The 23364-nt window shown below is 39.1% G+C and carries 21 protein-coding genes and 1 riboswitch; of the genes, 5 read left to right on the forward strand and 16 right to left on the reverse strand.

Annotated elements, in window-relative coordinates; all coding sequences use genetic code 11:
* Positions 1-132 precede the first annotated feature (132 nt).
* Positions 133-396, forward strand: a complete 264-nt coding sequence (locus tag PMAN_RS05325) for a YkgJ family cysteine cluster protein (RefSeq protein WP_033035838.1) — start codon at positions 133-135, stop codon at positions 394-396.
* Positions 397-1119: 723 nt separating this feature from the next.
* On the opposite strand, the gene PMAN_RS05330 is transcribed toward PMAN_RS05325, so the two are convergent.
* From PMAN_RS05330 to PMAN_RS05365, 8 genes are all read right to left on the reverse strand, one after another.
* Complete coding sequence (locus PMAN_RS05330) at positions 1120-1926, reverse strand: hypothetical protein (protein WP_010557624.1); 807 nt, start codon at positions 1924-1926, stop codon at positions 1120-1122.
* A 115-nt stretch (positions 1927-2041) separates the two neighbouring features.
* Positions 2042-2398 carry a hypothetical protein gene (locus PMAN_RS05335; RefSeq protein ID WP_010557625.1) on the reverse strand — a complete coding sequence of 119 codons (357 nt, stop codon included), beginning with the start codon at positions 2396-2398 and terminating at the stop codon, positions 2042-2044.
* A 42-nt stretch (positions 2399-2440) separates the two neighbouring features.
* A complete protein-coding gene (locus tag PMAN_RS05340; protein WP_010557626.1) occupies positions 2441-3088 on the reverse strand; it encodes a hypothetical protein in 648 nt (215 codons plus the stop codon).
* A 129-nt stretch (positions 3089-3217) separates the two neighbouring features.
* Positions 3218-4410 (reverse strand): IS3 family transposase gene (locus tag PMAN_RS05345; RefSeq protein WP_198434401.1). Its coding sequence is split into 2 segments (ribosomal slippage): positions 3218-4102 and positions 4105-4410, totalling 1191 coding nucleotides; the frame shifts between segments, so codons are not numbered across the junction.
* An 82-nt stretch (positions 4411-4492) separates the two neighbouring features.
* Entirely contained in the window at positions 4493-4903 is a 411-nt protein-coding gene (locus PMAN_RS05350; RefSeq protein WP_010556291.1) for a hypothetical protein, read from the reverse strand.
* 147 nt (positions 4904-5050) lie between these two features.
* Complete coding sequence (locus PMAN_RS05355; protein WP_010556292.1) at positions 5051-6088, reverse strand: hypothetical protein; 1038 nt, start codon at positions 6086-6088, stop codon at positions 5051-5053.
* Positions 6089-6209: 121 nt separating this feature from the next.
* On the reverse strand, positions 6210-6584 hold the full coding sequence (locus PMAN_RS05360) for a hypothetical protein (RefSeq protein ID WP_010556293.1): 375 nt from the start codon (positions 6582-6584) through the stop codon (positions 6210-6212).
* Between the two features lie 635 nt (positions 6585-7219).
* On the reverse strand, positions 7220-9076 hold the full coding sequence (locus tag PMAN_RS05365) for a TonB-dependent receptor plug domain-containing protein (RefSeq protein ID WP_010556294.1): 1857 nt from the start codon (positions 9074-9076) through the stop codon (positions 7220-7222).
* A gap of 190 nt (positions 9077-9266) precedes the next feature.
* On the opposite strand from PMAN_RS05365, the gene PMAN_RS05370 reads away from it, so the two are divergent.
* Positions 9267-9758 (forward strand): peptide-methionine (S)-S-oxide reductase, encoded by a 492-nt coding sequence (locus PMAN_RS05370; protein WP_010556295.1) that lies wholly within the window; start codon positions 9267-9269, stop codon positions 9756-9758.
* 20 nt (positions 9759-9778) lie between these two features.
* Here PMAN_RS05370 and PMAN_RS05375 read toward each other — a convergent pair whose 3' ends face one another.
* From PMAN_RS05375 to PMAN_RS05395, 5 genes are all read right to left on the reverse strand, one after another.
* Positions 9779-10576, reverse strand: a complete 798-nt coding sequence (locus tag PMAN_RS05375) for a hypothetical protein (RefSeq protein WP_010556296.1) — start codon at positions 10574-10576, stop codon at positions 9779-9781.
* 76 nt (positions 10577-10652) lie between these two features.
* Positions 10653-11204: a DUF4136 domain-containing protein gene (locus PMAN_RS05380; RefSeq protein ID WP_008132113.1), complete on the reverse strand. Its 552-nt coding sequence runs from the start codon at positions 11202-11204 to the stop codon at positions 10653-10655.
* Positions 11205-11339: 135 nt separating this feature from the next.
* Positions 11340-14114 (reverse strand): AAA family ATPase, encoded by a 2775-nt coding sequence (locus PMAN_RS05385; protein ID WP_010556298.1) that lies wholly within the window; start codon positions 14112-14114, stop codon positions 11340-11342.
* Positions 14111-14659 (reverse strand): condensin complex protein MksE, encoded by a 549-nt coding sequence (locus tag PMAN_RS05390; RefSeq protein ID WP_010556299.1) that lies wholly within the window; start codon positions 14657-14659, stop codon positions 14111-14113. The genes PMAN_RS05385 and PMAN_RS05390 overlap by 4 nt, the downstream gene beginning before the upstream one ends.
* A gap of 5 nt (positions 14660-14664) precedes the next feature.
* Positions 14665-15951 carry a hypothetical protein gene (locus PMAN_RS05395; RefSeq protein WP_010556300.1) on the reverse strand — a complete coding sequence of 429 codons (1287 nt, stop codon included), beginning with the start codon at positions 15949-15951 and terminating at the stop codon, positions 14665-14667.
* Positions 15952-16170: 219 nt separating this feature from the next.
* Between PMAN_RS05395 and nhaD the strand changes: the two genes are divergently transcribed.
* A complete protein-coding gene (gene nhaD, locus PMAN_RS05400) occupies positions 16171-17418 on the forward strand; it encodes a sodium:proton antiporter NhaD (RefSeq protein ID WP_033020049.1) in 1248 nt (415 codons plus the stop codon).
* A gap of 110 nt (positions 17419-17528) precedes the next feature.
* Positions 17529-17701, forward strand: a riboswitch (Lysine riboswitch).
* A gap of 75 nt (positions 17702-17776) precedes the next feature.
* A complete protein-coding gene (gene lysC / locus PMAN_RS05405) occupies positions 17777-19156 on the forward strand; it encodes a lysine-sensitive aspartokinase 3 (RefSeq protein WP_010556301.1) in 1380 nt (459 codons plus the stop codon).
* A gap of 153 nt (positions 19157-19309) precedes the next feature.
* Here the strand turns inward: lysC and PMAN_RS05410 are convergent, their stop codons facing one another.
* Entirely contained in the window at positions 19310-20065 is a 756-nt protein-coding gene (locus PMAN_RS05410) for a 4'-phosphopantetheinyl transferase family protein (protein ID WP_010556302.1), read from the reverse strand.
* A gap of 140 nt (positions 20066-20205) precedes the next feature.
* Between PMAN_RS05410 and PMAN_RS05415 the strand changes: the two genes are divergently transcribed.
* Entirely contained in the window at positions 20206-21528 is a 1323-nt protein-coding gene (locus PMAN_RS05415) for a sodium-dependent transporter (protein WP_010556303.1), read from the forward strand.
* Between the two features lie 4 nt (positions 21529-21532).
* Here PMAN_RS05415 and PMAN_RS05420 read toward each other — a convergent pair whose 3' ends face one another.
* Both PMAN_RS05420 and PMAN_RS05425 read right to left on the reverse strand, forming a co-directional pair.
* Positions 21533-22207, reverse strand: coding sequence for an NYN domain-containing protein (locus tag PMAN_RS05420; RefSeq protein WP_010556304.1), 675 nt, complete (start codon positions 22205-22207; stop codon positions 21533-21535).
* 86 nt (positions 22208-22293) lie between these two features.
* Positions 22294-23280 carry a 2-hydroxyacid dehydrogenase gene (locus tag PMAN_RS05425; RefSeq protein WP_008130847.1) on the reverse strand — a complete coding sequence of 329 codons (987 nt, stop codon included), beginning with the start codon at positions 23278-23280 and terminating at the stop codon, positions 22294-22296.
* Positions 23281-23364 lie beyond the last annotated feature (84 nt).

Raw genomic sequence — 23364 nt, forward strand, 5'->3', positions numbered from 1 at the left:
ATACGCAATAAAGTGTTTACAAGGCGTTTGAAGATGTAACAAAGCATTACATATGTGTATTACAAATAAATATTTGGCTCTAAAAAGGAGTCTGTATTGTTAAATATGTGGTTAATTTAAACTGAGGGTGTTATGAAAACAGAGCCAATGGCGTGTCGATTGGGCTGCGGTGCATGTTGCATTGCGCCAAGTATTAGCTCGCCAATACCGGGTATGCCAAATGGCAAAAAGGCCGGAGAACGTTGTATTCAGCTAGATGAGCGCAATTTATGTAAGTTATTTGGTGATGAGTCTCGACCAAAAGTATGCAGTGATTTTAGTGCCACAGTTGATGTGTGTGGGTCAACTAATGCAGAGGCTCTTGCGCTTATCACGGAGCTTGAGCAATTAACTTAGTTGGTGTGTTCAATACACACATAGTTACATTTAACTACTACCGAGTAACTTTTTTAAGTTATTAAAAGCTGCGCTTTTCACGCGAGCGAGCTCTACGTCTACTACAAATGTGCAGTTATACGGCTATTTTATAGACGTAAAGCATGCTTACGTTATTGGCAAAGACGTAAAAGTGATTTATTCACAAAGAGGGTAAGAGGCGCTGCGCTTTTAGAGAAAGTGACAAACATAAAAGTTGATCATGAGTTTAGGTTTACTCTTTTACTCTTCATTCATTTCTCTTTGTGCAGTAATTTTGTCTTTGCCATAGTAAAAGGCGAATACTTTCAAATTGATGGATGAAGCCATTAAAGTGAACGATTCACAAAGAGGATAAGAGGCGCTGCGCTCTTAGAGCAAAGATTAATTGAATAAATCTTAACTATTCTTTCAGGTTTGATTTTTAGATTTTGCTCAAAACGAATATTCGCATATGTGGCATGAGCAGACATCGAAGGTTTTTAATGTCTGAAGTCAAGATTTGACCCCATTCACCTCGACCCCATTCACCTCGACCCCATTCACCTTAAACGGAGTTCTAACTTTTGCTAATTGTTCCCTTGGTAAACTCATATCTTCCCTCGTCTTATAACGCTTACAATAACGGGAAAACCGAGTGCTTTGGCACAAGGTGCCTGCGAGGATTTTTTCCAATGAGCGAAGCGAATTCTGTTAATTGTTTTGTTAGTTTCCATTTTCACCAAACTTATTCAACAACTTTTCAGTTAGCATTTGCGCCTGTTCAATATCTTGAAATTCCATATTTTGATGAATACGCTGCTTGATAAAATCTAATTTCAAGTAAATATCGTTATCCTCTACTATTTTTAACCCAAAGTCTGCATATGCTATGACTTTTAAATAGTTTGGGTTTCCAGTGTCAGGATCGTAATTTTGATACTCTTTTACCAGCCTTAATATTGACTGCTCTCCACCAGTCAAAGCAACACTTTCGGAAAGGCGGTATTTCAATTTATTAAATTTAACTCTTTGCTTTATTGTCTCTTCTCTGCTTAATTCATCTAAGCCTTTACTTTGAAAATATTCTCTATCCGAAACAGCCCATAACTCTGCTACGGCATTATCGGAACCTAATTCAATTGCTTTAAAAAGTAATTCAACAAAATCATCAGATATAAAATTAAATTGTGAACAGCGCTCAAAACGAGACAAAACCTCTTCGATATACTCGTAGGGCTCACCCACCTCATTTACTTTGCTCATCCATTTATCAAGTTCATCTTGAGTTTTGGGTATTGCGCTGCAACGACGTATTTCTTTTGCTTCAAGTAAGTATTCTTCTGCTGATGCAAGTTCACTAACACCTATATCAGTTTCAATCGTTGATTTTTCTTTGCGCTTTAAGTCTTTAGAAACTGCGTTTTCACTATCATTTTTATCGCTAAACTTTTCAATTTCACTATGTTCTTTTGTAATAAAATAGAAAACAACTAAGGCCAAAATTGATATAGCAAGAGCAAATTTTTTCACGAAACCTCGACAGGAAACTAACGCCCCAAGAAGGGGCAATTACCGCAGGCTAAAATACGGAACGAAGTGACGGGAGCCTGCGCGTAATTGTCCCGCTTACTTGGTTTGTTAGGTGTTACCTGCAAGACCACTTAATATCATCAATGCCATCAGTTTCTTCTAAAACCTCTCTAACGGCATTCAAAAGTACCCTAGCCAACTCAATAGGAGCTTTATTTCTGACGAAAAAACCTTTGGCATATGGTTCGAGAAAACACTGCCACTCTGTTTGCGAACTTTCTACGTTACCACAGCATAATCGGTATTCGTTGTCGTCCAGACAGTACTCAACATACCAGCCCCAATCCTCATATTCTGGATAGGAAGTAATGATACCTTTTTGTGCCAACTTCTTACTTATCCAAAATGCTAATTCAGCCCCAAAAACCCCAGGGTTAACCTGAGAATCATCAGGTAAAAATGGTTTGAACATTTCGGACTTAAAATTTGTCCTATTAATCAGTTTGTTATCTTTCTATTCCTTACTCGATATTGATGAGAACTCTTTAAAAACAACTTCAGAAAGAGAATGTACATCCGCTCTAATTTGCTTCCACGCCCTCATTACGTCTTGCTCTGAATAATCTTTAGGATTACGTATATGTGGATTTTCACCACTCTTTCTATCGGCCAAATATATTTCGTCACCTAAAATAAGCTCTGAGAGCAAGCAGGCCCATGTAGATCTAACTTTTCGAAGTTGGTCACAAACTGCCATAGTTGATTCTAAACTTATCGCCTTAGAGTGACCAAGCATTCTTGTGTTTACCCATAACTTTGAAGCATGCATCTCAATTGAATCTTGAGTTTCCTTTATATTACCGTGATATTTGAAAATGCGTGTCCCTACGTTCTCAGTCAAATGATCAATATGGGTTAATGCATCTAGAGACTCTTTTAGGTACGAAGAATGTTTTTCTGAGATTTCCTTTCTCAGATGTTCCACAAAAGAGCTGTTATCATTTAGTTCTTTTTGCAATTTTACAATTGTTTTCTGTCTTTCATTGCTTAGGTATAGGTTCACTATTGAAAACAACCCAGCTATGATTGCGCCAACCATGGCAGCTATTACTTTTGTTTCTAACCCGGAAATAAGTAACGATAAATTTTTAAGCTCTTCCAAGCCAAGGCCTCCTAGAAAGATAACGCCTCACTAAGAGGCTAAAAATTGTTGGTTATAATATGCGAGGTACGAGCAAGAACCAACTGTTTTTAGTGATCTTCACCCGATAAAGTGGACACCGTCCACGTTTTAATTAACTGCCGATTCAAACTCGGCAGGTGATTTATATCCTAAACTCGAATGCAATCGCTGTCTATTGTAAAAATAATTTAGGTAAACCTTTAATTTTGATAATAGTTTACCGCTGCTCTCAAATTTATTTCCTCGAATTAAATCTGCTTTAAGCGAATGAAAGAACGACTCGACTTCTGCGTTGTCAGTACAGCACCCAGGCCTATTCATACTGGCTTTGATGTTTTTGCTAGCCAAATACTTTTGTACAACGTGAGCACGGTATTCTGCACCTCGGTCAGTGTGAAATAATACACTTTCTGTTGGCTGTCGTTTTTTTATCGCAAGCCTTAGCGCCTTTAACGTAAGCTCCGTTGTTTTGTTTTTACCAAACGCCCAGCCGATTACTCGACGTGAATATAAGTCGATAACCACTGCAAGGTAATGCCAACGAGCACCGACTTTTAAATACGTAATATCGCCAGACCACTGTTGGTTGATTGCCGTGGCCTTTTCACTACCTTTGCGTTTATTTTCTATCTCTTTATAAAAGAACTTAACCTTCGCCGGTTTGCTGTAAGTCTTAAGCGCCCTAGCTCTTAAACCGTTTTCTCGCATTAAGCGGGCAACACGTTTTTGGCTTGTGTTAACACCTTCTTTTTTTAGCGCATGAAATACGCGTGGGCTACCATAGGTTTGATGATTGACATTGAAGACGTGTTTTATCTTCAGCAACAAATTAGCATCTGACAGCGCTCTAGCTGACACTGTACGCTCACGCCAAGCATAAAACCCACTACGCGACACATTAAGCCAAGAACACAAGTATTTGACGCCTAAGGCTTGTCCGAACTTTTGGATGAATCCAAATCGTTCTGATGTACTTCCGCCAGATACCGTTGCCACTTTTTTAGCAGGTCATTCTCCTGCTTGAGACGCTCATTTTCTTTCTTAAGCTTTTGAATGTTATCCAGCTCTTTTTTTGTTGGGAGTTTACTCATTGTTTTGTTGTTGCTTTGATAGCGCGGCGTGTTTTTAAACTTACCTTCTCGATATTCTTTTCGCCAACGACTAAGCATTAACGGATGAATATCCAGCGCCTCGGCAACGTCCTTTGACATGACATCGTCTCGTAAGCTTAGTTCGACTGCTTTGATTTTGAAATTAACGGGGTAAAACCATGTCTTTCTGGGTTGGGTATATCTAGGCATGTTAGCCTCCTCAAAGTGATGAGGAGGTGTCCACTAAAACGGGTGAGGAGCATAGTCCTTTTGAGTGACTTGTTAGGTAAATTTACCCTGCATCATATTTTGCGATTTTATCTTGCACAGATTTATGCATGTTATCAATTGAAGCGACTAATTGCTTGGATAAAAAATATATCTCTTCACTAGGTTTTTTTTCTTCTTTAATTTGTGTTATTGCATCGTTTATACCTAATTCCAAGTTTTCTATCAATTGAGTTTCAGTAGTAAAACCTACTTCTTCTTCTGGGAAGTGAAGACTAAGTTGTCTCTCTAATTTAATCAAAGAAGATTTTGCAGACTTACACGTTAGACTAGCCTCAATGATAAGGTTAAAAATTTCTTTTCTTTGTTCGTCTTTCTTATCTTTACGCGAACTCATGAAAGTGAAAAGTGAAAAAACGAAGCTAATTGATGATAAACCAATAGCGATGATTGCTGTATACTCTTTAATTTCCATATACTCCGACAACTCCTATTTACCTAACGCCTCAATATGGGGCGCACAAATGCATGGCTATACTTGGCGAAGAATGAGCGCAAGCCATGCGTTTTTGCGTCCATGCCATAATTGATTTGTTATACAGGTAACTAATGTAGTGCTAAGTTACGTAATTTTAATTTCGCTTTTTGATAAAGATATATTTGGGTAGTTCTCTAAGCAAAAATCAACAAGCATTTTCCATTCTTCGTCTGACGTTTTAGGGCCCTTCATGATGGCTACTTTATCTAACGTTGTATCATCGAGAGGGGCATCAATATATTGATTAACAATTTTATCCGTTTGGTGAAATGGAGTATCTGTAAAGTCATTAGGAGAAAGATAGTCTGCGTCAGACTCTGTAGCAAATATCCTAAATCTTACTTCTTTTTCACCTTTCCAATGTATACTTTTAGTTAATCCCAGCATTTTCAAATCAAACCTTCCATTATTAATCACCGCATGGTGATTATGATAATCAAAATTGGGATATCCTACATAGGCAGGGCCATAGATGAAATTACTTAACAACCTTTTCTCAAGCTTAATTCCTTGCATAGACGTTTCTATTTCTATGCTTAATTTTTCACTTAACCTGATATAATTAAGAAAATCTTTCATCTTATTTACATCAATAAAGCTATCTTTTTGGTATTTGGTGGACAAGTCACTTCCTGATATATTTACACCATTCATTCCTTTGAACATATTGGTCGGAAATGTTAATCGACAACCCCCATCACTCGTATATCGCCCCCAATGAAACAAAGACTCTTCTTTTTCATACGTCCAGCAGGATGCAAAACTATACTCCTGTGGCTTAGTGCCTAAATCAGAAGTATAAACTTCCAACGGGTCGTTTACTTTATCTAATCTGGTAAACCTTATTGTTTTATTCTTTAGAATTAACAACGCTGTTTCAATTGATGTGTAATGAAACAGATTATCTGGTATTAAACTCTTTGCGTCGGAAAGTGAAAGTCCATTTCCGCTTAAAGTATTTATTCCTTTTTCTACTACAAAGTTGTCACACTCCAAGCATTTATGGATTACATTTTTTGTTTTTTCTTTTAAGCTTTCAATATCATAACTCTCTGATATGTAACCTATACCTATAGCTCTACACACAGGGCAGTAAAAACTTAATGAGTTAAATTCACGCATGATGCTTAAAACCTGTATAACGCCTGGTTAAGAGGCGAGTTTAGCTTGCTAAAATGTTTGCCGAAGGCTCGAGCAAGCTATTACGAGACCTTCTTAAACCACTTGTTAGGTACACCTTGCTTTAAAGCCAAACCCTACAGCTTTCTGGGTTAGAACCATCGTCATAATCCCAGCTAATGATAATGTTAGTTTTAGGATCAACAATATAAAATACTTTGCACTTGCCAACCCATTCCTTATTGGGGGCAGTAGGTAATACCTCGCTAATAAACCAATGCTGTAAAATATAACCGTCTTTGTTTTTAGATGTGTGAGTAAACCCATCTCCAGAAATTAAGTAATCGGCTCTTATTAAATCACCAGCATCACCATAACGAGTTGGATCTAAAAATGGCGCTTTGCGACCAACTTTGTCATTTTGGTATTCTGCCCAAGGTCTGTTTCCAATAGAACAACCAGCAACCAAAATAACACATAATAGAAAAATAAGTCTCATAGCTAGACCTGTGTACCTAACATGTTTATAGCGAGCGAATCGCGCGTTCTTCTACCACAGCGTCGCTCGTTTGTCTGAATTACTCATTTGTAACAAACTTCTTAACTATTTGCCAGCACTAGCAAAATATAGTAGTTCTGGTTTGTACTTAAGGACAAAAACGAGCGATTAGGTCGTTTTCCTGACTATGGAAGCAATATACTTTGACGAAATTCAAAAGTAACTGTTAACGACCGCTTATCGCTCTCTGTCAAATGAAGTCTAAATCTATTCCATTAAACTTTAAGATAAGATATGAGCTAGTGCAGATTAATTAAAAGCATTGGCTGATTACGTTTATCTCATTTACTCCTCATTCGCTTCTCTTTGTGCGTTTTTTAGCTTTGCGTTATATAAAACGCGCTACTTTTATTGGTTGAAGCTCATAAAGTGAAAAATTCATAAAAAAGGGTAAGAGGCGCTGCGCCTTTAGAGGAAAGATTAATTTACAGCATTGGCTGATTTACGTTTATCTAATTTACTCCTCACTCATTTCTATTTGTGCAATAGTTTGCCTAAAAGACGTTTTTATATAAACAAACACAGCGTTTACAAACCAAAATATACATTGAGTTTGTAAACGCCGGCTTTATTTATTACCAACTATACGTTGCACTTAAGGTATATTGCTCGCCGCGACCAGGTGTGCCGGGTATTTCTTCAAACGATTCATCCCATACATTGTCTGCAGCTAACGTAATAAATAAATTATTAATAACGGTTGGCGTAATTTTTAGCGACAATTGCGTAAATAATGCGGTGTCTTTGCCACTGCGCAGTGCGTTTTCGTGCTGTTTACGCCACTCGTTATCAATCCTCATTTCTATTAGGTCGTTTGGTGTCCAAATTGCACCTAAGGTAACACGGTGATCAGGAAAATTTAACGCGTAAAAACTGGCGTCGATATCTGCATCACCATAGTTTTCTGACTTATTTAAGTAGGTGTAGCTTGCAATGAGCTCGGTTGTATCAAAATACTTAGTCGCAAAAAATTCAACGCCGGTGGCGTCTATGTCTACCGGATTAGCAAAGCGGGCAGAGCTAGAGTCAAAACTAAAAGTCCAATCGGTTAGGTTGTTATCCTCTCGGTAGAAAACTGCTGAATTAAGTTGCCAGGTTTGTTCTTGCATTAAATAGCCAAGCTCTAGGTTTTTAGTTGTTTCGCGCTCAAGGTTGTAATTACTTCTAAATAACCCGCCTTGATCACTGCCACCAATAGCGGTGTAACCTGCAACTTGGCTCGCTTGCGCATACGATAAGTAAACGGTTTGCTCAGAGCCATCACTGTTTTGAGTGTTTAGTGAAATATCGCCAATGAGCGAAAACTCAGAGTCATCTCGGTTTGTGTCGTCAAAAGCCGCACCTAGGCGAAGTGTTAATAGCTGGTTTTGTTTAAGGTCGATTTTATATTCAGGTAATACGCTCAGTTTGTAATAAGTGCGTGAGGTAAAATTATTCTCAAGTGTGGTCGACTCTATTTCATCTTCAATATATTGCGCTGAATAATTTACAGCAAACGCGGTGTTTTGTGCATGGCTTCCTGATACCGCAATCGATTTTACTTTAGTTTCATGAAATGCTTCAAAGGCGCTTGGATTCTCACGAGAAAATACATAATGGTCGTTGTGTTTTCTGTAATAGGCCGACACCTCAAAATGGCTATTATCTGCGTAATTTTGCTGGTGGTTAAGCATGAGTAAGCGGGTTTCTAGTTCTTCAGTTTCGTTTACGCCAAATGGTGTGTACATATTTGGCCAACCAAAAAACTTGTCTTGTGAGCCATACAGCACATCGGTTTGCGAATCCGCACCTATTAACTGTATGCGCGCAGAGGCGCGATTAAAATCGTGATCGCCGTTTTCTATTGAGCCGTCACTTTGTGAATGAGAATATTCGCCCTCAAAGCCAACCTGCCAATTTTTAGCATCGTCGACATCGGTGCTTATTCCTGCGTAAATACTTTGTAAGTTAAAGTTGTTTGTACCGGTACCAACAGAGACATTGCCACCAGTTGTGATGGGTTTAAAACCAAACGAAATCGATCCCACAGAGCTGTTCATACCGTTTAAGGCATTGTCGGCTCCGGTTAAAATGTAAGGTCCAGTTAGCATTTGCGGTGCAATTGGGAGCTCAGCAACGTAATGACCTGTTTGAGGGTCGAGTAGGGTAGCACTGCCGACTCTAAACCCTGTGTTTTCGAAAATACCACCACGGATTGTTACATCAGCTTGGGCTTCTGCCATATTACGTGATTGTAAATCAACACGAGGGTCGTATTCTAAATTAGAGACGGGGGAGTCAAAGGTCCCAACAGGTAATTTATTTGCCGTGGCCGATGCCTCAACAGTAATTTGTTCTATTGCTGTTTCGGTGTTGCTTGTAGCTTGCGCATAAGAAAAAGGCGTAACGCTGCACAGCAGTGCAGAAAATATAAAATGCTCAGTGCGATTCATGGTGTATCTCATAATGTGTTTGGGCACTAATAAAAACTATATAAAGCGGGTTGGCTAGCTTAACTTAGTCAGTGCAATTTTGTGCGCTATTGTACAGTAATTATAAAAATCTGCATTTGATAATCATTTGTATAATTAACGCGTTACAATACATATGTATTTTAATTAACTTTATTGAGTTAGATAAACGATGACAGTTCAGCAACACAATACACTTTATTTTGCCGGCGGCTGCTTATGGGGCGTGCAAGAATTTATGAAGCATTTACCCGGCGTTATAACAACGCAAGCAGGGCGTGCAAACGGCGCAAGTAATACCACGCAAGGAGAATACGATGGTTATGCCGAGTGTGTAAAAGTAACGTTTGACTCAAGTGTTGTTTCACTCAATCAACTGTTTGACTATTTTTTTGAAATTATTGACCCCTATAGTATTAATAAGCAAGGGGCAGATGAAGGCCCCAAATACCGTACAGGCATTTACAGCAAAAACCTAAGTCATCTAGACGCAGCAAGCAATTATATAAATAAGCGCAGCGATGCCGATAAAATTGCGGTAAAGGTGGAGCAGTTAACCAATTACGTACCAAGCGATTCAGAGCATCAAGACCGATTAAGTAACCACCCAGATGATTACTGCCATATACCATTAAATTTATTGTATAAGTATAAATTGTCATAGAATTATACTTGGATTATAGGTCACTCAGGCCTTTCAAAGCGATACAATTTAAATGAGCCAGTTTGAAGTGTTGTACCTTTGTGGTTTGAATACATATAGCCTTTGAGTTCTCGGTTGTCTTTATGAATAATTAGTTTATTTGCGAAGAGTGGATTGCTGGTCGTGATTTCCAGTACGTTGTCTTTTTCTTTAATATCTTGTGGCATAAACGTGGTACTGACTATGCCATCACTTATAAAATAATTGAAATATGACTCTTTATTGGGATGAAATTCAATACTTGCGAGTTTCTGATTGCCGTCTAAATTTAATAATCCTATCCAAAAACCATATAAGCCTGACTTTTCTATTGTTGCTAACTTATCTATTTTAGAGCGGTATTTATCTATAAATGTATGAACGGTAGATTGCCGTTCTTGTTTTTCCAACCGGTAAGTTTTTGACATGACAAAATTATCTTCTGCATTAGAATAAATTTCTAATACCTCAAATGAATTATCTAAAAAACGGCTTAAAATTAATGTAAATTGCAGATGTTCTTTATTAGGGCTAATAAGTGTAATAGTGCAATTAAGGCGACTGCATTTAATATCGTTATTATTAAACGCAATTGATTTATTTCTATGAAATGCACTGGCGATATTTGCAATGATTAAACGGTGTTCTCCGTTTTCTTTTATTTCCAGTACATTGTATTCAAAATTATTTTTGTAAATGCCTTGCCACAAACCCGGAGTTAATTTTAAATTTTCCGCATGTGCGGGGAGCGCAGCAAAAAAAGCGAGTAGAGTGACTGTAAAGTACTTTAAAAATGCCAAGGTATGAGTCCTTTGTTAACAAAAAAGCTCACATACTGTGAGCTCTTTAAAACTAACTTTAAAACTAACTTTAAAATTACTGCTGCTTTTGCGGCGGGAAGTTGCTTAAAATATTTGCGACTGTTTTTTTAATTGACGCTTCGCGTTGCTCTGGCGATTGTTTTTTCTTTAAACGGCCTTCTTTAGCACCGCGCCATATTAGCTGATTAGATGCACTGTCTACAATATCGATAACCAATGTACCCACTTCGTATTCACGCGCTGTTGTGTCTCGTTGAAAACCAGTACCCCAGTAACCCCAACGGTTACTGTAACCAGTATTAAATGTATCTACTTCTAATTCTTTATCTACCGACGCATGGTAGTTAACTAGTACATCAGCTTGGGCTGGATCTACTAATGTCATACCAAGGGTGTTTGTAAGCTCATTATTTACCGCAGTACGCACACGTTTTTCCATTAAACCGTTAATTTGGTAGTTGTTGGTGTCTTTAGTTAAACTCGCGTTTTCTACCCAAGCAAATGTTTTAAAATTACTAAAGTTAGCTGATTTATCGTAATCCCAATCAGGGGTTTGAGTACAAGCGCTAAGTAGTGCTAGTGCTGCAACAATAAGTATATTTTTCATTACGTTTGCTCCAATAAAATGCATTACCTTAAAATAACACACCTTATATAAATGTGTATTATTAAAAGGTTCTAAAAATTAGTTTAGTGTGATGAATATGAATGACTAATTAATACTAATTAGCCACTCAAAAATTTAATGCTCTACTTCTATCCAATCTTTTTCATCTACCCAGTTTTGTGCGCCATCTTTTACCGAACGAATAGGCACAATGTAGTCACAACTTATTTGCGGCTTAACTGAGGCAAATATAGGCACAAAGCCAAAGCTTAATGCGGTTTCTATAATTGCTTTTTGGTTTTGCGGGTCAATGTCAGCCGCTTCATCAATATAAATAGGTATACGGTACAGGTTTTGTTCCTGATCGCTTAATAAGTAACGAATAAACAACATGCCACACAATAACTTAATAGTAATACGTGTGCCATTTGAGCCGGCTGAGTCTATTTTTTCAAAGTGTTCGGTTTCGCCAGCGCGGTTTACCACTTCAAAACGAATATCGAACAAGTCAGTTAATGTCAGGCCTGCTTTGTCTGAGGCGAGTTTTATTAGGTGATCTTTTGCTTCGTTTACCGCGCTTTCGCTGTAAGGTTCTTGGCTTAATAAATCAAGGGTGTCGCCTTGCTCAAACTGATGCGACGTGCTGATAATAGTATCGATACTATCAACCAGCATTTTGCGTGGTATTACGTTAATTTTAAACGCTTGAAGGTTAGAAATACGGTGCTGGCTTATGCCTTTATTAAAGCTATTCATTTCGCGGCGAAGGCGGTCTAAGTCTTCACGCAAGCCTTTAATCGTGGCGGCTACTTCGGTCAGAGCTACACGGCCTTGGCGCTCAACCGCATCGCGTTCGTTATCAAGGTTATGAAATGCGCTAATCAACTTTTGGTATTTAGTAAATTCGTCGGTTTCGTTATCGAACTTAGTAATGCCCGCGTTATATACGTGCAAATAGGTATTACGTACGTTTATGTCAAAGTTGCGTAGCTCTTGGCAGTCTTTATTAAAGTGATGTACTAAGTCGCTTAGGTTATCAAAGTCGACTGTTATATCAATCATGTACGGGGTTACTTTACCGCTGTATAAATCAAGCGTGTGGTCAATTCGCTCACTTTTAACTTGGCGAAGGCGCTCGGTTTGGCGATTAATTTGTTCTTGCTTAGATTTAATTAACGAGCGCCTGTCTGCAATTGAGCCACTATTTTTTTGAATGTCTTGCAGGTAATCGTCAACTTGTTCGCGCTCTGCTAATAACTGCTCTTTTAGCATGGCTTGCGCGTCTACCGACTGCTGCATTACTTCAAATTGCTCTAAACGTTTTAGTGCTCCCTCCAGACTCATTAGTTCATCGTAAAGTGCGTCTTTTTCTTTTTGTTTATCGGCAACATTGGCTGCCACTTCGCGCTGTTGTTTAAACTCTTTTAACGCGTGTTCAAGCGCACTTAACTGCGCGGTTAATTGCTCTTTGTTTTCGCCGCTTTGCATTTGTACTGGCGAAAGCTTTTTAAGTTTAATACTTGCGCCTGGCAAAGTAAGCACACCGCCTTTAACGTTATCGCTTAATAATGATAAAAATTCCCCAAAGGCATCTTCGTCATCAATGGTTATATCGCCATTAGTGGTGGTGGCAAACGAGAGAAGGTCGGGGTTTAAAATGCGTGATATTTCTTCCACTTCTTTAAGCGATAGGTCTTCGCGCATACGGGTGAACAAATTAAACTCCAAGTTTTTAAGCTGCAGTTTTAAGCTTTTAATTTGTTTTTGCGTTTCGCTAATACGGTAATCAAGCGTGTGTAGGCTTTGCCCTTGCGCGCTGGTAATAGAGTGCGAAAGCGACTCGTAGTCTTGCTTAAGTTGGCCAAGGCTGGTTTTAATTGTGGCTTTATTTACCAGTTCAAATTCGCTTTTAAGGGCGCTGTAATCTAAAAACCATTGCTCAATTTGAGTTTGTTTGCGCTCTATATCGCGCGATTGCTGTACGTATAGGCTTTGCTTTTGCTCAAATTCGTGTTTTTCGTGTTCAATGTCTTCAAGTGCTATACCAAGTTCATTAAGCTGCTCTTCTTGGTAGGTGTCAAAGTCAATGAGTGCTTGGTCAATTTTAGGCGCGTACGCTGCTAATTTACCTTTAAGTACGGTTTGATTTTCAAGCATTGATTCAAGTGCGTTTATTGGCTCTTGCATTGATTCAAGGGCTTTTAATTCGCGCTTAGCCCGGTTTACTTTGTCAAACGAGCGACGCCATACTTCGTAAAAATCAACCTTTGAGTTTGACATATGGCGCTCAAACACACGTAGCATAAAGCGTTTAACATCGCTTGCGCCCAATTTATGCAAGTTAAGAATACGTCTAAAAATTTCTTTATAAATAGCGGAGTCTTGCACGTTATTAAGCGGGATCATTTTTAAATTAATGTCGCCGTCAAAGGGCGTTGCGCCGCCCGTAAGCAGAGCGTTTAGCTCTTGTGCTTTTAGCTCAATAGGATTGTAATTAAGCGACTTTAAATGATTAAACAGCTTGGTAAATTTAATTATGGTATTACCTTGCGTGTACTGTTCTAAATCGAGCTTGCCCTGATAACAAAAGTATTGGTGCGCGTAACCGGCTATTTTACCCAGACCCGCTACACCAATAACCACCGAGCCATGAGGGAGGTTGGCTTCAAGTAAAATGTACGATTGATCTGATGAGAAATAAAACTTACGGGTTTCATCTAAATCGTGCCCGTCCCATTCGGTTAGGCGCAAATCGTTTATAAGCGGAAATTGTAGGGCGTTAATAACCGAGCTTTTACCGGTATTATTTGGCGCACAAATAGAGCTGCTTTTATCAAGCGGGATCACACACTTTGCATAACCTGCGGTATTAAGTAGGGCGAGTTTACTCAGTCCGTATAAGTTGTTCATTCCTCGTCCTCCGTCATGTAGGTTTCTTCGTTTACTTCCATTAATGCATCAATGTAGCGGTGAATAGGGGCTTGTAGCATAAAGCCGCCTTCTACTTCACGGGCAAGGCCTAAACGAACCATACGTAGGTAAACATCTTTTCGTAAATCTGAGCCCGAAAATATCTCAAGCTGATCAAATAAGTGCTTATTTATTTGCACTAAGGTTTGCATCAGCTCTAAATCGTTTACTTCATCAAACAGGGCGCGCATTGGGTCTTTACCTGTATTGGCATAGTGCTCAATTAAAATGTAAATGGTGAGTGCGATAGCGCGCGATATTTTACCCATATTTGGCGTACTTTCGTCGCTGGCAAAATAGTAAAAGCCACGGCTATCGTGTTTTAAATCATGGCCTAATGCGGTAAATAGTGCGCTGTAAGATTCAATGTGTTGGTCGAGTTCTTGCCACATAACGTTGTCTTGTTCGCAAATGTGGTAACCCGCAGTTAATTTTTTATTGATTGCTTGCAGGTGAGTGAGTTCTTCTAGGTTTATATGTGTCATGGTAATTACTTATCTGCCTCAGTATTAGGCTGAGTTGCTGAATCTGATGCCTGAGAATTAAATGGGTAAAGTGAAAAGTGTTGGCCGGCAATTTTAACTCGGGCTTTTTCATCGCTTTGACTAATTTCAATGTCGCTATCACTGACTAATTTTTGATATAAAAAGAGCATTTCGTCGGCGTCTAAGTCGGGGTAGCTTTCATCTAAAAACTGCAGCAGCGGCTGTGGTTTTTTACGTTTTTTGTTAAAGCGTTTAGCAAAGCTTGTTTTTACATCGTTGTAGTCAGGAATGTTAGGCGTTACAAATGCCGGTACATCTTGTTGTTCGGGAAGTTGATACTCTTCATGTTCAAATTCTACCAAGCTTGCCATATACGCGACAATATGGCGTTGTTGTCCAAGCGAATAACGCTGAGAGTCGGTTACAAAATTAGGTTGTACAGCGCTTAGCATGTTATCTACGCCATTTTTACGCACAAGGCCGAGCACTTTGGCCGCTTGGCGTGTAACTAAGTTATTTCGGCGTAGCTCTTCGCGCAGGGGCATGAGCATATCGGCACTTTTACGTAAACTCTCTCTGCCCATTAGGTTCATTTCGAGTATGCGAGTTCGTAGCTGTTCTAGCATGCGTTTGTCGGTGTATGCTTTACCAGAGCGTTCAATAAATTCGATTTGTTTACTGATTTGCTGCTCTATTATTGTAAAGCAGGCATGAAAATCGCCCCTAATATCGACCATTTCAAGCATGGGCTCTATGTATTCATCAAAGGCTTCGATTACTGATTTGTAGCGTTTTTGTAGTGATTGCACCGCATTGTTTGATTTAGCTTGTTCAACAATATTTAAAATGGCGTTTTCGTTGTGCGCGTAAAGTTTCATTATTTTACGTACCCGATCATCCATAATACGGCTAAATCGGCGTAAATCGTCAAAGTCTTCCATGCTACCAGCGTTATCTAAACGATTACCTAAACGGGCAAGATCGTCTACTAACACGCTAATTTCTTGTGCTAAGCCCAAATGTTCTTCTTGCAGTAAAAAAGTAGCAAAGTCAGTAATTGCACGGTTAATTTCAAGCTGTGATGATTTAGCCAGTGGAATTAAAATATCTTGATTGAGCAAACGGTTTGTTTCTTTGTAAATGCGCTCGTTGTTCCACGTGGGTTGTTTTTGTTTTATCGCATTTTGCACGTCTTTTAGGCTAAAGTCGGCCATTTTAAAACGTTTAAATAATAGCTCTAAAACTGCCCAATGTTCGCTAAGGGTATTTAGTCGCTTTTTAGCTGGGATCATAAGGTGTTACAACATCCTAGTAATTTATTATTGAGAATTTAGAAGCGTCTCATTATTACGTATTCTAATTAATCTAGCCTGTATATGGTATTCGTTTTTAAGACTATTTAATAATAGTTTTTGTATAGCCGCAGTGCTAACATTCGCGCCGAAAATAGGCACGTCGAGAGGGACTTTACGTGTGTTCTTTAAAACAATATCAAAGGTTATTTAATACCCATGGTTTCCACGATTATTCTAACCCTGATAGCGATCGGATTTTTATTGATTGTTATAGAAGATATCATCCATGTAAATAAAGCTAAAACCACGCTTTTTTTTGGCACGCTTTGCTGGATCCTCCTGTTTATTTTCCCTTTGCATGGGCAAAGCCCAGAGCAAGTACAAGAACTCCTTAACGAAAATATTTTAGAGATAGCATCGCTGTGGTTGTTTTTAATGGCCGCCATGACCTTTGTTGCTTATTTAAACTCAAAAGGGTTTATCGAAAATATTGTGCACAGAGTAATGCCAACAAGTATTAGCGAACGCAAGCTGATGTTTTTGGTTGGGGTATTTGCCTTTTTGTTTTCGTCGGTTTCAGACAACGTAACGGCTACGTTAATATCGCTTGCTGTAGTTATGTCGTTAAAACTACCGCCTAAAAAGCTTATAAAATATGCCACACTTATTGTGTTTGGTGTTAACTCCGGTGGTGTGTCGTTAATTACCGGTGACGTAACAACCTTAATGATATTTTTAGATGGCAAGGTAACCATTGCTAACTTATTACTGCTTATTGCGCCTGCATTTATTAGCGTTATGCTGTTAGCAGCAATGCTAAGTATTGGCATGAAAGGGGATGTAACCTTTTCAAAGTCTGGAAAAAAACGCATAGAAAAAACCGACATCACCATAGCAGTTATTTTTGTATCTACAGTAATAAGTATACTTGCGCTAAGTGTAATTTACAGTGTACCGCCTTTATTAACTTTTTTATGTGGTTTATCAATCATGTTTTTAGTGGCGCAATTTTTAATGCGCAAAAAAGACATAAACAAAAACATTATCGACTACGTACGCGACATAGAATACGACACCTTACTGTTTTTCGTCGGGGTTTTATTATTGGTAGGTGCATTAAAAGAGATTGGAATGCTAAGTAAGTTTACCGACCTTTACACCGTTATGGCGCCACAGTACGCTAACTACTTAATGGGTATTTTATCGGCTGGGGTTGATAACGTACCGCTCACTGCTGCTTTACTAAAAGCGAATATAGTAATGAGCCAGCAAGATTGGTTATCGTTTACTTATGCAACCGGTGTTGGCGGATCTATGCTAATTATTGGATCGGCTGCGGGTATTATTGCTATGAGTAAAGTAAAAGAGCTAACATTTATGAGTTACTTACGTTTGTCGCTCTATTTGTTAGTAAGTTATACCGTGGGTTATGCGGGCGCTTATTACATGGGCGGGTTTGTTTAAGTTTTGCTTAACAAACCGCATTAAAACGCTTGACAGCTAGACGTCTAAACGTTAACTTTCAAACCCCACTTTATAGTGGGGTTTTGTTTTATTAGCCATTGGTTAATACAACATTCAGAAGAGGTGCGATACTTAGGTATTTAATGGTAGGTGACGAACGCCCATAACCATTAAAGAGGGAAGTACTCGCCGAGAAAACCAACGTTACGTCGATGTTGTTTTTCGGTTTATGGGGCTGAATCCTCAAAACTGTCACCAATCTAGGTGGAGAGCTTCTGGCAGTGGATTTACCTTCAAGCATTCACTTGCCAAGTTCTTCTTGTTTTATCGCGGTTTGGATACCGCAAAAGGAGACTAAATGACTACCCAATCAGTGCCGCAAACAGTATCGGACGTTAAATCAGATTACATCGTTGCCAAATTTGGCGGAACCAGTGTGGCTAACTTTGATGCGATGAGTCGTTGTAGCGAAATTATTGTTGCCGATAAAAGCGTGCGTATTGTCGCTGTGAGCGCCAGTGCCGGCGTAACTAATCATTTGGTTGCACTGTGTAAATCAAGCATCACCCCACAGCAGCGCCAAGAACACATTGACGGCGTGCTAGCCATTCAACAGGCTATTTTAGATGAGTTATCGCTTGATGCCGATTTAGCAGTAGGTTTTAACGAAACGTTAAAAGCATTTCAAACGCTAGCGCTTGAAACACTGACAACTGATCAGCAGCACGATGAGTTACTTAGCTTTGGTGAGCGTTTATCGTCGTATTTATTTGCGCAAGTGCTGCGTTTAAAAGGGTTAAATGCCGATCGCTTTGATGTACGCCAAGTACTTAAAACAGATAGTCAGTTTGGAAAAGCAACGCCAAATGTAAGCGCAACTGCACAAGCTGCTAAAGAATATTTGATCCCACTGTTAGATGACCAAGTTATTGTAACCCAAGGTTTTGTTGGCAGTGACGAATTTGGACAAACAACAACGCTTGGCCGTGGTGGGTCTGACTACAGTGCCGCTTTACTTGCTGAGGCAATAAACGCCAAAAGCGTACATATTTGGACTGATGTTGTGGGTATTTTTAGTACCGATCCGCGATTATGTGTAAAGGCATCGCCCATTGCTCGCTTAAGCTTTGATGAAGCCGCTGAAATGGCTACCTTTGGTGCAAAGGTATTGCATCCAGCTACTATTTTACCCGCTAGCCGTAGTCATATTAATGTGTTTGTTGGATCAAGCCGCGAGCCTGAACGTGGTGGTACGTGGATAGAGCGTGAAAAATCGCAGCAGCCAGGAATTCGCGCGGTAACCCAGCGTAAAAATCAAATTTTGCTCACCCTTAAAAGCCCTGAAATGCTATTGGCTAGTGGCTTTTTAGCCCGTGTATTTACTATTTTAAGCGAGTTTAATATATCGGTTGATTTGGTAACTACGTCTGAAATTAGTGTAGCAATAACGCTTGATAATGCACCTAACGCGTCGCGCCCAGAGCTCGACCAAGCGTGTTTAGATAAGCTTGCTGAATTTTGCCATGTATCGGTTGAAAACAACTTAACACTGGTGGCACTTATTGGCTCTGAGATTCAACTTCGCCAACACGAAATGAACTTAATGCAGGTATTAAGTGACTTTAATATTCGCTTAATTTGTCATGGAGCAAGTAAGCACAACCTATGCTTTTTAGTCGAACAAAGTGAATCTGATAATGTGGTTCAGGCTATTCATAGCCGTTTGTTAGAAGCTTAACCAGCAATACTAATTCGTGATAATACTTAATCATTTTTAGGGGCTAAAAGTGTCGCTATCTGCGTTAAAAAATTCTCATTTAGAACAACTAAATAACGAATTTTTTGCCTAGCTATCAACACGTTTATCTATCCTCAAAATAGATCACTTAATTTAGCGGATTGGTATAAGCGAGACATCGGTTAACAAAAAGCACCGCCAGTCGGTGCTTTTTTTATGCACTAAGGTTAAATCAAACGTCTCTGTTTGCGTGTTTACTACTTGGCTGCTTGCGGCAAAGCTTACTAAGGTTAATTCGTTAAATACGTTGGGACTAAGTAATTTCGCAATAGGGCGGCTAGTTGCTTTAGCTAATGATTCTTTCAATGTCCATATTCTAAAAAAGGTGTTGGCCTGGCTTTGAGTATTAGGTTGCGACGTAATTAACGTCACTTCGTCTGAGTGGTAAAAATGCTTGGCTAGTTTTTCAAACGGGCGCGTTAAGCTAATTTTTTCAAGGTCGAAGCCAAACGTCTCGATTTCTAAATTTAAAGCAACCCCAACAAAACCATGAGAGTGCGATATACACGTATTAATAACGCACTCGTTAATATGCAGCTCTAATTTAGCTGTGGATTGGTTAAAGCTTGTGTTAATGGCATTTAATGGCACATTTGAAAATTCAGGGAGGGTAGATTTTACAAGCAGTTTTAAAAGTAAACGGCTTGCTACATATTCTTTTTTAGCTATTTGGTTTTTACGGCGGTTAATAACGGTTAATTCAAATTCGCTGAGTAAGCTCGCCAAGTTGTAATTAGCCAAACTAAGTGTATTAGCGTCGAACAACAAAACGGTACTTTTGCCTTTAGGTAAATTGGCAAAATCTGTTGGCGTTATGGTTAAGGCGTTATTAAAAAAATGTGCGGTCATATCAGCTCAAAAAGTAAAAAGTCGTTGTTATTGTGAGCAGTTAACGCGACAAACAAAGGCTGAATACAATTTTATTACTCAGCTGGCATTAAATATGGTTTAATTCACAACAATCAAAATAATAACAGATTTGTAGATGTATGGCACAAATGCGTGATGGGTTTCAAAGCCGACTTGGTTTTGTTTTAGCCGCTGCTGGCGCGGCAGTGGGTTTGGGTAATATTTGGGGATTTCCTACACAAGCTGCTAATCATGGCGGTGGAGCATTTTTACTCGTCTATTTTCTGGTTATCTTTTTATTGGCTTTACCGGCGCTATATACCGAGCTTTATTTAGGCCATAACGCACAAGCAAATCCGGTAAAAGCGCTGGGTAACGCATGGCAAGATAGCAACCGTAAAATAGGTGCAGCTGCGGGCTATATTGGCCTGGCGGGCGCTGTAGTCATGTTGAGTTTTTATTCAATTGTGGCAGGGTGGATGCTGTCGTACGCAATTGAGCCTGTTACAACGTTTGTTGGTTTACACAGTGTGAGCGAGTTTTTACACAGTGACTCGCAAGCCCGTAATTTTGTATTTACACCATTAATGCTTATTTTAACGGCCTGCATTATTTTAAAGGGTGTTAAATCGGGTATTGAAACCTGGTCGCGCCGACTTATGCCTATGCTATTGGTGTTACTTGTTGCGCTAATTGCTTATATAGCCACTTTGGATGGCGCAAGCGAAGGTTTTGCAGCGTATTTAATGCCTAACTTTAGCCAAATACTCGATCCAAATTTAATTATTGCCGCTATGGGACAAGCGTTCTTTTCGTTGTCGTTAGGGGTGGGTTGTATGATGATTTACGGCTCGTATTTACAGCCTGATGCCAATTTACCAAAACTAACGGCAAGTGTTGCATTACTTGATACGAGCGTTGCATTTTTAGCTGGTTTACTTATTATTCCGGCTATTTATGTTGCACAGCATAATGGTGTTGAGGTGTTTAGTGGCGGTAAATTAATAGGTGAAGGGCAGCTTATATTTGCCATTTTACCTGAGCTATTTAATACCATGGGAGAAATAGGGTTACTGGTTGGTTTATTGTTTTTTGTTTTGATGTCGATAGCGTCTGTGACCTCGACTATTTCGTCTACTGAAATTCCGGTTGCGTTTTTAGTTGAAAACCACAATGTAAACCGATCTAAAGCCACGTGGTTGGTAAGCTTAGTGGTTTTAATATGTGCGAGTGCAATTATAGTAAACTTCGATTGGTTATTTGGTTTAGTTATTATGGTGTTTACTCAGTACCAACTCCCGTTAATGGGGTTGTTTTATTTTATAACGGTTGGCTGGATGTTCAAACGAGGTAATAAGTTACACCAAGCTAGCACCGGCGCGCATTTTTGGTTTGCCCAGTATATTCGTTTTGTATGCCCAATATTAATGACCTTGGTGTTTGCAAACGTCGCGTTTGGTTAATAACTTAATGCAACGAGACTAAAAAGCCTCCGTCGGGGGCTTTTTGCATTTTAAAATGCTGATCGTGATATTTAAAATATTGATATAGCTTACTTACGCCTAGCTGCTTTTTTGTAATGTTGAATATTCGATGAAGATAGGTACCAACATCCACTGTTTCAGAGAGTCCAGTTTTTGCATGTTGTGTGTTCTCAACGGCTTCTTTCACAAGTGCTAAATGGTAGGTATCAACAGAGGCAATACTTTTATTTTTTACTTTAGGTATGGTGTTTTGTTTACCTAAAATATAAAAATCATCAAAATAGTGTTTAGCACTCGCTGTATTATTACCAAACCCTATTACTTTTTTACCATTTCGTCTTAAAAAGTGCACTAGCGCCGCAAAGTCAGAATCAGATGAAGCGATTGCAAAAGTGTCAATCGGCGAGACATACAATGACTCCATAACCCCGACAGTTAACGCAATATCGGCAGCATTACTTTTCGATTTTACGAGTTTTTCTTGGTACACCATTTCTATAGCAAAGCGCGAGCATATATTCACCCAAGGTTTTAGCTGCACAGACCCAAAGTTGCCATATGCTTTTTTAACCTCAATATGTTCAAACTTAGCTATTATTTGCTCTATATATTTATGGCTTATATTTTCTGCATCTATGAATAACGCTGTTTTTTCCATTTAAACACCTGCTAAAAAAGCCATTAAATATAACTAATTGATACCACTGCAATGCATATTTTGGCAAGTGTAAATGGCTATAAATGTTAATTTTTAAAAACGGAGTTAGTAAGCGGTTTACTCTGTTCAACCTCAAGAGCATTTGTAATGGTGGTGTTTGCTATTTCGTTGAGCGCTTCTTGAGTAAAAAAGCCTTGATGCCCGGTGATCAGGACATTTTTAAAACCAACTAAACGGGAAAATATATCGTCTTGGTTTATTTCGTCGCTGTGGTTTTTAAAAAACAGTTCGGATTCTTGCTCGTATACATCTAGTCCTAAGTAACCTAGTTTTTGTGTTTTAAGTGCTTGTATGCAGGCTTTGCTGTCGAGTAATGCACCACGTGAGGTGTTGATAAGCATAACGCCGGGCTTCATTTTAGCAAAAGCATGTTCATCGATTAAATGATGGGTTTGCTCGTTTAGTGGGCAATGCAGCGAAATAATATCGCTTTGGGTAAGTAACGTGTTTAGGTCGGTAATGGAGTAGTTACCCGGTATTGCATTTGGGTCGCACACTAAAACGTTTGCGCCAAATCCATTGAGTATATTACACAGTGCTAAGCCAATTTTTCCGCACCCAATAATGCCCACTGTTTTGTTATGCAAGTTAAATCCAAGTAACCCGTTTAGATCAAAGTTGTCTTCGCGCACGCGGTTGTAAGCTTTATGTGTTTTTCGGCTCAGTGTAAGCATAAGCGCAATACAATGCTCAGCTACGGCTTCGGGACTGTATGCTGGTACACGCAAAACATGAATGTTATGTGCTTTTGCCGCATCTAAATCAACATTATTAAAACCGGCACAGCGCAGTAATATAGTATTTACACCTTGGGCTGCTAATAGCCTTATAACTTGAGCATTAACTGTATCGTTTACAAATACACACACTGAATTGTAATTGCTTGCTAACACCGCAGTTTGCTCGTTAAGCGACTGCTCAAAATAGGTTATTGCTAAGTTATTATGAGTTGCAATACTCTGTTCAAAAAAAGGTTTTTCGTACTTTTGTGCGCTAAAAAAAGCAATGTTCATGGTGTGGCTCCAACAATTTGGTGCGTTTAAAATAGTTAACCTGTTTAAATTAAACTACGTTACTGCCATGTGCTCAAGTAGCGA

The sequence above is a fragment of the Pseudoalteromonas marina genome, from assembly GCF_000238335.3.
GTDB classification, from domain to species: domain Bacteria; phylum Pseudomonadota; class Gammaproteobacteria; order Enterobacterales; family Alteromonadaceae; genus Pseudoalteromonas; species Pseudoalteromonas marina.